This window comes from Peribacillus deserti (assembly GCF_002863585.1).
In the GTDB taxonomy this organism is placed as follows: Bacteria; Bacillota; Bacilli; order Bacillales; family DSM-1321; genus Paraperibacillus; species Paraperibacillus deserti_A.
The window spans coordinates 20,498-34,198 of record NZ_PGUY01000038.1; the positions used below are offsets into that span (position 1 = coordinate 20,498).

Sequence of the window (13,701 nt, forward strand, 5' to 3'; positions counted from 1 at the left end):
ATGCATATTCATGATAAAATAGATTAGTAATCTAAAATTATAAGTTTTTTTAAAATATAGTAATTTAAAATATAGTAAGAAGTATAGATTTTGAAGGCAGGTGACACCATGGGGAAAATTATTGCCATCGCTAATCAAAAAGGCGGAGTAGGGAAAACGACTACTTCAGTGAATCTTGGAGCTTGTTTGGCATACATAGGTAAAAAAGTATTATTAGTTGATATAGATCCGCAGGGAAATGCTACGAGCGGGATCGGGATCGAAAAAGCCGATGTCGATCAATGTATATATGACGTATTAGTAGATGATGTCGAAGTGAATGATGTTATCAAAGGTACCAAGGTTGAAAATTTATATACGATTCCTGCAACCATCCAGCTTGCAGGGGCAGAAATTGAACTGGTGCCGACTATTTCAAGGGAAGTCCGGTTAAAAAGGGCTCTGGAGCAAGTAAAGAGCAAATTTGATTATATCATCATTGACTGCCCTCCATCACTTGGCCTGTTAACCATTAATAGTTTAACAGCTTCCGACGCAGTGCTTATTCCCGTGCAGTGTGAATATTATGCACTCGAAGGCTTGAGCCAGCTGCTTAATACTGTCCGGCTTGTCCAAAAGCATCTTAATCAGGATCTGAAAATAGAAGGCGTACTGCTGACCATGCTCGATGCACGTACAAATCTGGGTATACAGGTAATAGAAGAAGTGAAGAAATACTTCCAGGACAAGGTTTATAAAACAATCATTCCTAGAAATGTCAGGTTAAGTGAAGCACCAAGCCACGGGGAACCCATCATTATATATGATCCGAAATCAAGGGGAGCTGAAGTTTATTTAGACTTGGCAAAGGAAGTGGTGTCACATGGCTAAAGGACTCGGAAAAGGGATTAATGCTTTATTTCAAAATCTGGAGGCAGGCAAGGAAGATACCATCCAGGAAGTTAAGATTAAGGATTTAAGGGCGAATCCTTATCAGCCAAGAAAAGTATTTCAGCCTGAAGCCATTCAGGAACTTAAGCAATCCATTCAACAGCATGGAATTCTTCAGCCGCTGATTGTAAGAAAAAGTATCAAAGGATATGAGATTGTCGCTGGTGAAAGACGATTCAGGGCATCTAAAGAAGCGGGCCTGGATATTGTTCCAGTAGTTGTCCGGGACCTGAATGAACAGCAGATGATGGAGCTTGCTCTTTTGGAAAATTTACAGCGCGAGGATCTGAATCCACTCGAAGAGGGAGCGGCGTACCAGGCATTAATGGAAAAGCTTGGCCTTACACAGGAAGAGCTGGCCAAACGTCTGGGAAAAAGCAGACCCTACATCGCGAATCATATTCGGCTGCTGTCCCTGCCGACTGATATTCAGGATTTAATTTCTGAAGGAAAGATCTCAATGGGACACGGCAGAGCACTTTTGGGTTTGAAAAAGAAAACGCAATTGCCGCAGGTTGTGGAAAAAATATCGAAAGAGGGACTCAATGTCCGCCAGCTGGAAGCATTGATCAGCAATTTGAATAATAATGTTCCACGTGAAACACAAAAGCCAAAACCGAAAAAAGATTTATTCCTGCAGGAGCGGGAGAATTCTCTTAGAGAGCGGTTTGGCACTACGGTTACGATTAAACAATCAAAGAAAAAAGGGAAAATTGAAATTGAATTTTTCTCAAGTGATGATCTGGAACGGATTTTAGAATTGCTTGATCACTCGGATCTTTCATCTTGATGTTTAAGGGACACGGAAAACTCATGTCGTTGGATTGGTAAGGGTTAGATTCAGCAATTAGCCTGGGTCAGCCCTTTATTTCGTAGGCTATGTTAAAGTTCATTGTTGATTTTGGCACTGTGTTGATTGTAGCGAAAGGTGCGAGACTCCTGCGGGTAAAGCGGGTCAAGGGAGACCCCACAGGCGTAAACGCCGAGGAGGCTCCCGGACCGCCCCGCGGAAAGCGAGTGCCTGCAGTGGAAATCAACAGGCCATTTTAACAGAGCTATTTCGCACAACTAAAAATTCGTAAAAGGTGATTGTAATGGTTTTATTGGGAACCCTAGTGAATGCAGCATGCATAATTATTGGAACCTTGCTCGGAAAAATATTTCATAGGATTCCTGAGAGAATAAAAGAAACGGTTATGTTTGGCATAGGTCTGGCTGTAATCGTTCTGGGCCTGCAGATGGGATTTAAAAGCAAGGAATTTTTAATTGTGATCCTAAGCCTGGTATTTGGGGGTGTCCTCGGTGAATGGTGGGACTTGGACGCAAAGCTGAATAGTGCTGGAGATTGGCTGGAAGGAAAAATTGGGGGGAAGGCATCCAATGAACAATCTATCTCTCAAGGTTTTGTTACAGCCACACTAATATTCTTAATTGGTGCAATGTCAATTATAGGTGCACTGGACAGCGGTATCCGCGGTGATCACGATGTTCTATTTACAAAGGCAGTCATCGATGGTTTCACTGCGCTTGTACTCGCAACTACACTTGGAATCGGCGTTATTTTTTCCGCCATACCAGTTCTCCTATATCAAGGGTTGATTGCTATATTTGCAAATCAAATCAATGAAGTGGTGCCTAAGGAATTAATGGACAGCTTCATTATGGAAATGACCTCTGCAGGTGGGATAATGATTTTTGCTATTGGGCTGAATTTGATTGGATTGACCAAGATCCGGGTAGCCAATCTGCTGCCGGGCATTTTAATTACAGCCGTCCTGGTTACAATCCTTTACTTTATTCCAGCAGCAAATTAATATTTAATCATGAAGAGCCTTGTCAGTGAAAGACGAGGTTTTTTCATAAAAAAAACAGGATCCTTTGCCGCCAATTAAGGGGTCTGCTCCTGTTCAAACGACCAATTTAAATGTGGAAGACTGGTTTTTCTCTGGGATATAAGACTAGCCGTGAAAATACCGTCTGCAATTGCTTTTGCCATTTTTAACACAAGGCTGAGCCTAGTATTCTGAAGGACGAAGAATTCCATAAAGCCGCTTACGTTGACAATGCCTGTAATATGCATATTTCCGACAGCAGGCAGTTCTTTGTTAACACCAGCTCCAGGTTTTATCGGACCAGAACCTATTTGGATGAAGCCGACACTTTTCAATCTTCCAAGACAGGCATCGATTCCGATGATGAAAGGATTTACATGCTTTAATTTTATTTCCCTAAGTTTCTCCTCCAGGTTGACTGCATGAATGGGATCCTCTAACGTACCATAAATATGAAAGTTTGGAGTGGATTTTTCTTCAAGTAGAGTGCCGACAAGCGGTCCCAGGGAATCACCGGTGGAACGATCGGTTCCAATACATACTACAACGATAGGCTGATCATGTTCAGGGGAAATATAAGAAAGCAGCTCCTGTGAGATTTGCTTGGATACATCCAGCTCTTCATAAAGAATACGAACCGTTCGATTAGGATTCTCAAAAAAATTTGGTTTAAAGACCATGATCCCACTCCTCAGTAAAAGTATTATCAGTATACGGAAAATTTAGGGAATCTATACGCGCGAATTGGAGAAACTACAAATTTAGGATGATTATTCAGTTTCGGCACATAAGGAAATCGTTCTTCCTATATACCCAAAGTCTATTTATACAAAAACTTGTAGTTTCTTGATAAAATATAATCGGCTGATTTTAAGTTTTCTTAGAGTTGCTGTTAACGTAAATGTACAGGCAGGATCAGGATAATTTAAATGAAAAGGTCTGCGAAAGAAAGCGGTGGTGACAGCATTGAATTACACTGAAAAAGTATACAACCGGTTCATTGGCTTGATGACGAAGGAAGAAATGTGGATTGCTCTCGGTCTTGGTACGCTGAAAATTATTGGGATTTTACTTGTATCGCACCTGATTATTCGGTATGGACGAACGGCCATCCATAAATTTTTCTTTGCACGGGCCCATGGACCTCTAAGGATTTCCGAGCGTAGAGAAGCTACCTTGTTAAAACTATTGGATAATGTGATTAGATATATTGTATTTTTTGTAGCAGTAATGGCCATTCTTCAGGTATTTTCAATTGATGTGAAGGCGCTCTTAGCCGGAGCGGGGATTGTAGGGCTTGCAGTAGGTTTTGGTGCACAAAGCTTAGTGAAAGATATCATCACTGGATTCTTTATCATATTGGAAGATCAATTCTCAGTGGGTGATTATATCCGCATTGGACAGTTTGAAGGAACTGTGGAAGAGATAGGTCTCAGGACAACCAAAATCAAAAACTTCACAGGGGAACTGCTGATTGTTCCTAATGGGAATATTACGGAAGTAACCAACTTTTCCATTCATAACAGCGTAGCGGTCGTTGATATAGGTATCAGCTATGATGAAGATATAGAAAAAGCAGAGACATATATTCAGGAACTTCTTGTAACAATGAAAGACCGATATGAAGATCTGGTAGACGAGCCTAAGCTTCTCGGTATTCAAAATGTAAAGCAGAATGAAATTGTTCTAAGGGTAGTAGCGGAAACGACTCCGATGAATCATTTCTATATTGCCCGGGCTATAAGAAAAGAAATAAAGGTGCTCCTGGATGAACAGGGAATTAAAATACCATATCCACGTATGGTTATGTACAATCAAGCGGAAGAAAAGGTTAGTAAAAACAGAAGTCATTAAGGTGAGGAGGGATTGACCTTGGAAGAAAAACAGTTTGGACTTAATGATGTAGTAGAAATGAAGAAATCTCATCCATGTGGAGCAAATGCTTGGAAGGTCATCCGCATGGGAATGGATATCCGGATTAAATGCGAAGGTTGCGGACACAGTGTACTTATTCCAAGAAAAGAATTTTCCCGCAAAATCAAAAAAATCCTTGTGAAGCATGAAGCTGAAACGGAATGAGGGTGGATTTGATGAAAACAGAAAAAGAGAAAATGCTGGCAGGAGAGTATTATATGGCCTGGGATGAACAGCTTACCGCAGAAAGAAAACTGGCGCGCCAAAAGACAAGGATGTTTAATGAAGCAGCCGATAATCAATCGGAAGACCGTGCAGAATTGCTGAAGGATCTGTTCGGCAGTACAGGAGAAAATATTTATATTGAACCTGATTTCAGATGTGATTATGGTTCAAACATTCATACAGGAGAAAATTTTTACGCTAACTTTAATTGTGTGATATTAGATGTTTGTGAGGTCAGGTTTGGCGATAACTGCCTATTAGGCCCGGGGGTGCATATATACACAGCTGCTCATCCATTAAACGCAACTGAACGTACAGCTGGACTGGAATTTGGGAAGTCTGTACACATAGGAGATAATGTGTGGATAGGCGGAGGTGCGATCATCAATCCAGGGATTACAATTGGAAACAATGCGGTAATAGCATCTGGAGCAGTTGTGACAAAGGATGTACAGGAGAATACGGTAGTGGGCGGTAACCCTGCACGCGTGATTAAACAGATTGATTAAGTGATAGCTTTCCTGTTGTTCAGGGAAGCTTTTTATAATGAAAGAAGAATCAGCCGGTTCTATCAGAGCAGAGGCATTCGTATTTTATAGCACTTGTCTTTTTTTTCGACAATCTCTATAATTGGATAGGGTTTAAGTAATGAAAAATGATAATTATTTGATTGAATTTATAGATGCATAATCCTAAAGGGAGTGAAGTTGAAAATGGCTTTAACAGCTGGAATAGTCGGTTTGCCGAATGTTGGGAAATCCACTTTATTTAATGCTATTACGCAGGCAGGAATCGAGTCTGCCAATTATCCATTCTGTACAATCGAACCAAACGTAGGAATTGTTGAGGTACCAGACCACCGTCTGCAGAAGCTCACTGAACTTGTCCAACCTAAGAAAACAGTACCCACTACTTTTGAATTCACAGATATAGCCGGGATTGTTAAGGGAGCAAGCAAGGGAGAAGGACTAGGCAATAAGTTCCTGTCCCATATCCGTGAAGTGGATGCAATCTGCCATGTAGTCCGCTGCTTCGAGGATGAAAACATTACGCATGTATCCGGTAAAGTAGATCCGGTAGATGACATTGAAACCATTAACCTGGAGCTTATTTTAGCAGATCTTGAATCTGTCGATAAGCGGATTGACCGCGTCGGGAAAATGGCTAAACAAAAAGATAAAGAAGCAATGGCTGAACATGAAGTATTAGTGATGCTGAAAGAGGCTTTAGAGGCAGAAAACCCAGCTCGTACCGTCGAATTTACAGACGAGCAGCAGAAATATGCCAAACGTATGCACCTGCTTACAGCTAAACCTGTTCTTTATGTAGCAAATGTAAGCGAAGATGATGTAGCTGATCCGTCCGGCAATGAATATGTAAAGCGTGTAAAAGAATATGCAGCTAAAGATAATGCTGAAGTTATCGTCGTTTGTGCGAGAATAGAAGAAGAGATTTCTGAGCTTGAGGGCGAAGAAAAACAAGAATTTCTATCTGAGCTTGGAATCGAAGAATCCGGCCTGGATCAATTAATCCGTGCAGCCTACAGCCTGATTGGACTTGCTACCTACTTCACTGCAGGGGTTCAGGAAGTTCGTGCGTGGACATTCCGTAAAGGCATGAAAGCCCCTCAATGTGCCGGTGTCATCCATACGGACTTCGAAAGAGGCTTTATCCGTGCTGAAACCGTATCCTACGAAGACCTGGTCGCAGGAGGCTCCATGAATGCCGCTAAAGAAGCAGGGAAAGTAAGACTAGAAGGAAAAGAATATGTAGTACAAGACGGGGATGTTATTCACTTTAGGTTTAATGTATAAAAGCGAAAAAGCGTTGCTTTTCGAATTGAATAGATATAAAGCACAATGATCTTTATTTATTAGGTAAAATGGTAAAAAGCGGCCGCAAAAGGCCGCTTTTGCTTTTGATGGGGATTTCCTATGACTGTAAATCCTGAGATGGTATTATAAAAGCGGAGCATGATGCCCTTGGCAATTGTACCGGTCCAATATCATGTTTAAGGTGTGCATCTTATTGAAATCAAAGATTTTGAAATCTAGAAATCCATAAAATTCCTTCTAAATTGTGAAAAGCCCCATAAATGTCTGTTACCCCTCATAAAAACTGGTTTACCCCTCTTAAACTTTAATTTACCCCTCATAAAATTACATTTACCCCTCATATATATCCCAAATCGGCTGTCGGGGTTAACTTACCTAGTGAATCTGTATTCGATAAATAAAATGATCAATGGAAAACTAGGGCCGCATTTTGTTTTAAATACCCACGTACTCTATTGCAAACCGATATTCCCTATGCTATAATTTCTTATTGTGAGTAATTAATGAATAATTGCTCCTTGCCCTTTAGTGGGCCGTTTAGACCAAAAGGAGGTGACAGTGATGAGAAAATACGAAATCATGTATATCATCCGTCCAAACATTGAGGAAGATAGCAAAAAAGCTTTAGTTGAACGTTTCAACACAATCCTAACTGATAATGGTGCGGAATTGGCTGAATCTAAAGACTGGGGTAAGCGCCGTCTTGCATACGAAATCAATGATTTCCGCGACGGATACTACCAGCTTCTTAAAGTGAATACTGAAGCAGCTGCAGTAGAAGAATTCGACCGTTTAGCTAAGATCAGCGAAGACATTATCCGTCATATCGTTGTTAAAGAAGAAGAAAAATAATATTTATATATAAATACTAATTTTGTTCCGCGTGGAGCAGAATGAAAGATCGGGAGTTGGTTCTGATGATGAATCGCATCGTTCTGGTAGGGCGTTTAACAAAAGATCCAGAGTTGCGCTATACTCCGAATGGAGTTCCGGTCGCAACATTTACATTGGCTGTTAATCGTACTTTTACTAACCAGCAGGGTGAGCGTGAAGCTGATTTTATTAATTGTGTGATCTGGCGTAAGCCGGCAGAAAACGTAGCGAACTTCTTGAAAAAAGGAAGCTTGGCTGGCGTGGATGGCAGGCTGCAGACTCGTAATTATGAAGGTCAAGATGGAAAAAGAGTGTACGTTACTGAAGTTTTGGCTGAAAGTGTACAATTCCTTGAGCCACGAAACAGCAATGCTGGGGACAGAAATGAAGGCGGCACTTACGGCGGGAATCAAAGACAGGATAATCCGTACGGACAAAATCAGAATCAACGCAGCAACAATAACAACAACTATACACGTGTAGATGAAGATCCATTTGCAAATAACGGACAAACCATCGATATTTCTGATGACGATCTTCCATTCTAATGTGAATGTAGACTATTAATAAAAGTAAAGGAGTGAATAATAAATGGCAATGGGCGGACGTAAAGGTGGACGTGCAAAACGCCGTAAGGTTTGTTACTTTACAGCACACGGAATCACACACATCGACTATAAAGATGTAGATCTTCTTAAGAAATTCATCTCTGAACGCGGTAAGATTTTACCACGTCGTGTAACTGGTACACACGCTAAATACCAACGTAAATTGACTGTAGCAATTAAACGTGCTCGTCATATGGCATTACTTCCATACGTAGTTGGAGAATAATGCACCAAAAAGCAGCAAAGAACCTTCTTTGCTGCTTTTTTTATGTTATAACTGTTCATCCATCCACCGGAGAAGAAGTTCGATCATTGTAAGCGAGATGGTGTGGTTGATGTTGGGAAACATCTCTAGAGTGATATTTTCGTGTCCTGCAGCCAGGGCTTTTTTATGAAAATCCCGCTGTCCGGCAGGTTTAATTATGCAGTCATCCGACCCGTGCATTAATAAAATGGGACGGTTATCGAGTTTCTTAACGTGCAATATAGGGTCCTGCTGTATAAGTTTATCCAAACAGAGTGCCGGACGTGAACCTGCTTTTTGGAACTCCTTCTCGCTCTTAAGCCAGGACCCCGATCCATTTATGTTTACAAGGGCATGAGCACCAGTTTCCTGAACGAAGGCTCCTGTGGCGATAAAACCTCCCATAGAGCTGCCAGCAAGGACTATTTGCTGGTTTTGAATGATTCCTTGATTATTGGCATCTTTCAACATGATAGGAACTTCATTGATGGAATGAAGAATGACTGGCCAAAAATGCCCTTCCATAATGTCACTTTGGAAATGGCTGGACAGCGGGCTTCTGGAGTTATGATAAATGATTTCGGGGATAATGACCTGATAGCCCCACTTAGCTAAAATAGATGCCAGAAAGCCCTGATTCTCGGTACTCGATCCCCATCCATGAAATAAAAATACCGTTGTAGGTTTATGTTTGCCTTCTGGTTTTTGGAGGAGGCAGGGTATGTTATGTAAATAAATAGGTATCATGTGTTTTAGAACCTCACCATTTTCTTTTTAACAGTTTCTCCGCTGCCGGTGGGAGCTCTGTCAAGATTTCTATAACAGTATCATGTGAAAACGTAGGATCCCAGCCCGGATCTTTTTTCCAAATCGCTTTCATTTCGGCATCCAATGCCCCTTTTATATCATTAACAGGGTGATCTCCTACATAAATGCTTTGGCCAGGAGAAATATCTAAGAGGTGTAAGGCTCTATGAAAGATAGCAGGATCAGGTTTTTTTATGCCTTCTTTCTCGGAAATTAGAATCACATCCATCAGGGCGTCGATTCCCAGTGCTTTCATGTTTTTTGATTGAAAGTCTGTTAAGCCATTTGTAATTAAGCCTAGTACATACCCCTCTTCCCTTAATTTCTTTAAAACAGTATCAAGATCATCAAAAGGAAGGCAATGCTCGTGAAAGGATTGCATATAATCAGCTAACAGTTCCTCCCAGCGGATGCTGGTTAGGCCATAGTTATCAAGCATAGTTTGATATACTAGATCCTTCCACACACACCCTCTTTGGTCCAGGGAAATAAACGTTTGCTGAAATTGCTCTTCAGAGATATGTAAAAAGTGATGAGAAAATTTTGCATACTGCCGTTTTATAAACGATGTAATAGAGCGGTCTCTATCTAGTAATGTGCCATCTAAATCAAATATAACTGCTTTTTTCTCTGACATATGTTTCGAGGCCTCCATGGTTATGTATTCTTTCCCTGGGCTCTGTTTTCCTCCTAAAGTCTCCATGAAACCAAAGAAGCCTGGTGCAGTAAGATTGATTGAAAAGGGGATAATAGCTAAAATAGATAGTATGTGTAAACAGCGGTTTATCAGAAGGAAGTGAATGAATGAACAATGGCAGGAAGATTGCTGAAAGTGCAGCCTTGATGGCTGTTTTTTGTATATTAGTGTTTCTATGTGTTCAATTGCCTCTCATAGGGGCTATACTGATGTTTGTTTTGCCTTTGCCTTTTATATTGGTGGCTGCCAAATATAATTTGACCTGGTCTCTATGCTATCTTGTAATCGGCACACTGATTACGGTAATTATAGGTACGCCGCTTTTTGTCCCTGTTGCCTTCCTTTTTGGCGGGACGGGTATAGCCATCGGGTATAATCTCCAAAAAAGGCACTCATTTGGCACCATGTATGTAAGCTCAGTTATAGTGTTTCTTTTTGGATTTGTTGCATTATATGTTTTCTCTATCTATTTTCTTCATGTAAACATATTAGAAACATCCATAGATATGGTACGGGATAGTATAGAGCAGTCCTCTAAGATGCTAGCTGAAATGGGACAGAGCCCTCAGAACCCGGCGTTTGACCGGTTTTCTAAAAGCCTGGACATGCTGATGATCCTTGCACCCAGTCTATTCGCGGTTACATCGATGATCATGGTGATCCTCATATTGCTTGCCGTTACTCCAATTATAAAAAGGCTTCGCAGCAACCGGATTGAATGGCAGCCGATCAGCAAACTGCAAATGCCGAGAAGCATTTTGTGGTATTATCTAATTGGAATGATTCTCTCTTTTTTTATAAAAGCAGAAGAAACAGATGCCATTTACATCGTGATCGTAAATGTATTGTATTTACTTCAAACTTTACTGCTTCTGCAGGGGTATTCTTTCCTGTTCTTCTATAGTAAATTAAAAGGGTGGCCAAAGGCTTTTTCTTGGTTTATAGTGGTTTTATCCTTATTGGTACCTATTTTCCATTATGTCATTCGAATATTAGGTATAATAGATTTAGGCTTTAAATTTAGAGAAGCGCATAATAAGAAATAGCTGAATTAAGCTTTTAGGAGCTGGAAAAATGCCGTCTAACTTAAATAAACAGCACAGACAGTCAATAAGATATTCTATTTACGGACTGATAGCGGCCGTTTATGCTCTCTTGGCTGTTCTGGCTTTTTATCAATGGATGATTGCTGCAGCAGCTGCCATTATAATGGGAGCTTTGTTTTATATCATTCTTAAAATGGAATATAAGACCCGTCAACAGACGGAAGAATATATTTCTACGCTTTCGTACCGCCTCAAAAAAGTCGGCGAGGAAGCGTTATTGGAAATGCCTATCGGTATTATGCTGATTAATGATGACTATTTTATAGAGTGGACAAACCCTTTCATGTCTTCCTGCTTTAATGAAGATACGCTGGTGGGAAGGTCACTGTATGATGTAGCAGATTCATTGGTTCCGTTAATTAAACAGGAAGTAGAGTCAGAAACCATCACATTGGTTGACCGGAAATTCAGAGTCATCCACAAACGTGAGGAACGACTGCTGTATTTCTTTGATGTAACCGAACAGGTAGAAATTGAAAAGCTGTATGAGGATGAAAGGACGGTTATATCGATCATCTTCTTGGACAATTATGATGACCTTACTCAGGGAATGGACGACCACCGGCGGAGCAATATAAACAGCCTGGTGACATCCTTATTGAATAAGTGGTCTCAGGATAATGGAATCTTCTTAAAAAGAATCTCTACGGATCGATTTATCGCTGTATACAATGAACATATTCTTCATCATCTGGAGAAGAGTAAATTCTCCATCCTCGATGAGGTAAGGGAAATGACTGCCAAACAAAATGTTCCGTTGACCCTTAGTATCGGGGTGGGATCCGGTGTATCCTCTCTTCCGGAGCTAGGAACTCTGGCCCAATCGAGCCTGGATTTAGCGCTGGGCCGCGGGGGAGACCAGGTAGCCATCAAGTTAACAAATGGCAAAGTTAAATTTTACGGCGGGAAAACCAATCCTATTGAAAAACGGACCAGAGTACGTGCACGGGTCATCTCTCATGCTTTGCGGGATATTGTAGTAGATAGTGATAAAGTGATTGTGATGGGCCATAAATTCCCGGATCTGGATGCTATAGGCTCTTCCATCGGGATATTAAAAATTGCTGAAATGAATCAGCGGGACGCGTTCATAGTCATAAACTTCAATGAGCTGGATACAGGTGTGCAGCGGCTGATCGAAGAAACGAAGCAGACTCCTGATTTGTTTGAGCGTTTCATAAGTCCTGAAGAAGCGTATGAAATGATCACGGATGAAACTCTGCTGGTGGTTGTCGATACCCATAAACCGTCTATGCTGATCGATGAAAAGCTGCTTAACCGGTTTGATAAGGTAGTTGTCATTGACCATCACAGAAGAGGGGATGAATTTATAGCCAAGTCACTCCTGGTCTATATGGAGCCATATGCTTCCTCCACATCCGAATTGGTTACTGAATTGCTGGAGTATCAGCCGAAACGTGGTAAAATTGAAATGCTTGAAGCTACAGCACTGCTTGCCGGGATTATCGTTGATACAAAAAGCTTTACACTGCGGACAGGCGCCAGGACCTTTGATGCTGCATCTTATTTAAGGGCGCATGGGGCAGATACGGTCCTTGTACAAAAGTTCTTAAAGGAAAATGTAGACACATATATTAAAAGAGCGAAGCTGATTGAGTCGGTTTCCTTTTATAGAGAAGGTATTGCAATCGCAAAAGGCAGCCCGGATCAAATGAATAATCAGGTACTGATTGCTCAGGCAGCCGACACATTACTCACCATGGATGGCGTCATCGCTTCCTTTGTTATTTCCAGAAGGGATGAAGATACCATAGGAATAAGCGCCCGATCATTGGGAGATGTCAATGTACAGATTATTATGGAAGCACTGGATGGCGGAGGCCACCTTACAAATGCTGCAACTCAGATAGCAGATGCAACAATTGATGATGCCGAAGCCAGATTAATTCAGGCTATAGATGAGTATTTAGAAGGAGGACAAAAAGAATGAAAGTAATATTCCTCAAAGATGTTAAGGGAAAAGGAAAAAAAGGCGAAATCAAAAACGTAGCTGATGGTTATGCACATAACTTTTTAATTAAACAAGGTCTTGCAGCAGAAGCATCAAATACAAATATGGCAGCCTTGAATGCCCAAAAGAAAAAAGAAGAAAAAGTAGCGGAAGAAAATCTTCAGGAAGCTCAAAGTCTTAAAGAAAAAATCGAAAAGCTGACTGTGGAGCTTTCGGCTAAGTCCGGTGAAGGCGGAAGATTGTTTGGTTCTATTACGAGTAAGCAGATTGCCCAAGAGCTCCAAAAGACGCATGGCATTAAAATTGACAAGCGTAAAATAGAGTTGGAAGATGCAATCCGTACCCTCGGGCATACCAAGGTTCCAGTGAAGCTTCACAACGAAGTAACGGGCACCTTAACGGTCGCTGTCAAAGAACAGAAATAATTGGTCGTGAAATAGTTGAATAAAAATGATAAAATGTGATGAGGCTTATGTGAAGTCTCATCACTTTTTTATGTCCTTAAATAACTAGATTTTGATAATATAGCCAGATTGTTTATTAATATAATAGATTGTAAGAAAGCCCATTAATCATTGTTGATTTTGGCACTCAGCGGAAGGTGCAGGACTCCGAGGGTCAAGGGAAGGCTCCCGGACTGCCTGCGGAAAGCGTGTGC

16 protein-coding genes are annotated in these 13,701 nt (G+C 41.0%); 13 read left to right on the forward strand and 3 right to left on the reverse strand.

All coding sequences use genetic code 11. From position 1 onward, the window contains the following. The first annotated feature begins 108 nt into the window (after positions 1–108). From CUU66_RS12320 to CUU66_RS12330, 3 genes are all read left to right on the forward strand, one after another. The gene (locus CUU66_RS12320) at positions 109–870 is read left to right on the forward strand and encodes a ParA family protein (protein ID WP_101642584.1); all 762 of its coding nucleotides are present in this window, start codon (positions 109–111) and stop codon (positions 868–870) included. Continuing rightward, positions 863–1,720: a ParB/RepB/Spo0J family partition protein gene (locus tag CUU66_RS12325; protein WP_101642586.1), complete on the forward strand. Its 858-nt coding sequence runs from the start codon at positions 863–865 to the stop codon at positions 1,718–1,720. The genes CUU66_RS12320 and CUU66_RS12325 overlap by 8 nt, the downstream gene beginning before the upstream one ends. Positions 1,721–2,024: 304 nt before the next feature. After that, positions 2,025–2,744 carry a DUF554 domain-containing protein gene (locus CUU66_RS12330; protein WP_101642588.1) on the forward strand — a complete coding sequence of 240 codons (720 nt, stop codon included), beginning with the start codon at positions 2,025–2,027 and terminating at the stop codon, positions 2,742–2,744. Between the two features lie 74 nt (positions 2,745–2,818). Here CUU66_RS12330 and yyaC read toward each other — a convergent pair whose 3' ends face one another. Next, the gene (yyaC, locus tag CUU66_RS12335) at positions 2,819–3,442 is read right to left on the reverse strand and encodes a spore protease YyaC (protein ID WP_101642590.1); all 624 of its coding nucleotides are present in this window, start codon (positions 3,440–3,442) and stop codon (positions 2,819–2,821) included. Between the two features lie 286 nt (positions 3,443–3,728). Between yyaC and CUU66_RS12340 the strand changes: the two genes are divergently transcribed. The 7 genes from CUU66_RS12340 to rpsR all read left to right on the forward strand — a co-directional run bounded on the left by CUU66_RS12340 (position 3,729) and on the right by rpsR (position 8,443). Beyond that, complete coding sequence (locus CUU66_RS12340) at positions 3,729–4,616, forward strand: mechanosensitive ion channel family protein (RefSeq protein WP_101642591.1); 888 nt, start codon at positions 3,729–3,731, stop codon at positions 4,614–4,616. A gap of 18 nt (positions 4,617–4,634) precedes the next feature. Continuing rightward, positions 4,635–4,841 carry a DUF951 domain-containing protein gene (locus tag CUU66_RS12345; protein ID WP_101642593.1) on the forward strand — a complete coding sequence of 69 codons (207 nt, stop codon included), beginning with the start codon at positions 4,635–4,637 and terminating at the stop codon, positions 4,839–4,841. A gap of 11 nt (positions 4,842–4,852) precedes the next feature. Continuing rightward, on the forward strand, positions 4,853–5,410 hold the full coding sequence (locus CUU66_RS12350) for a sugar O-acetyltransferase (RefSeq protein WP_101642594.1): 558 nt from the start codon (positions 4,853–4,855) through the stop codon (positions 5,408–5,410). Positions 5,411–5,614: 204 nt separating this feature from the next. Continuing rightward, positions 5,615–6,715 carry a redox-regulated ATPase YchF gene (gene ychF / locus CUU66_RS12355; RefSeq protein WP_101642596.1) on the forward strand — a complete coding sequence of 367 codons (1,101 nt, stop codon included), beginning with the start codon at positions 5,615–5,617 and terminating at the stop codon, positions 6,713–6,715. Between the two features lie 582 nt (positions 6,716–7,297). Further along, positions 7,298–7,588: a 30S ribosomal protein S6 gene (rpsF, locus tag CUU66_RS12360; protein ID WP_101642599.1), complete on the forward strand. Its 291-nt coding sequence runs from the start codon at positions 7,298–7,300 to the stop codon at positions 7,586–7,588. Between the two features lie 65 nt (positions 7,589–7,653). Then, positions 7,654–8,157 carry a single-stranded DNA-binding protein gene (ssb, locus tag CUU66_RS12365; protein ID WP_101642601.1) on the forward strand — a complete coding sequence of 168 codons (504 nt, stop codon included), beginning with the start codon at positions 7,654–7,656 and terminating at the stop codon, positions 8,155–8,157. A gap of 49 nt (positions 8,158–8,206) precedes the next feature. Further along, positions 8,207–8,443: a 30S ribosomal protein S18 gene (gene rpsR, locus CUU66_RS12370; protein WP_026695833.1), complete on the forward strand. Its 237-nt coding sequence runs from the start codon at positions 8,207–8,209 to the stop codon at positions 8,441–8,443. A 45-nt stretch (positions 8,444–8,488) separates the two neighbouring features. Here rpsR and CUU66_RS12375 read toward each other — a convergent pair whose 3' ends face one another. Beyond that, the gene (locus tag CUU66_RS12375) at positions 8,489–9,208 is read right to left on the reverse strand and encodes a dienelactone hydrolase family protein (protein ID WP_101642602.1); all 720 of its coding nucleotides are present in this window, start codon (positions 9,206–9,208) and stop codon (positions 8,489–8,491) included. Between the two features lie 13 nt (positions 9,209–9,221). Next, entirely contained in the window at positions 9,222–9,905 is a 684-nt protein-coding gene (locus tag CUU66_RS12380) for an HAD family hydrolase (RefSeq protein ID WP_101642604.1), read from the reverse strand. 167 nt (positions 9,906–10,072) lie between these two features. Between CUU66_RS12380 and CUU66_RS12385 the strand changes: the two genes are divergently transcribed. Genes CUU66_RS12385 through rplI form a run of 3 tightly spaced genes read left to right on the forward strand, consistent with a single transcriptional unit; the run spans position 10,073 to position 13,468 of the window. Next, complete coding sequence (locus tag CUU66_RS12385) at positions 10,073–11,011, forward strand: YybS family protein (protein ID WP_101642606.1); 939 nt, start codon at positions 10,073–10,075, stop codon at positions 11,009–11,011. Positions 11,012–11,039: 28 nt separating this feature from the next. Beyond that, a complete protein-coding gene (locus CUU66_RS12390) occupies positions 11,040–13,022 on the forward strand; it encodes a DHH family phosphoesterase (protein ID WP_101642608.1) in 1,983 nt (660 codons plus the stop codon). Next, the gene (gene rplI, locus CUU66_RS12395; RefSeq protein ID WP_101642610.1) at positions 13,019–13,468 is read left to right on the forward strand and encodes a 50S ribosomal protein L9; all 450 of its coding nucleotides are present in this window, start codon (positions 13,019–13,021) and stop codon (positions 13,466–13,468) included. The genes CUU66_RS12390 and rplI overlap by 4 nt, the downstream gene beginning before the upstream one ends. The last annotated feature ends 233 nt before the right edge of the window (positions 13,469–13,701 follow it).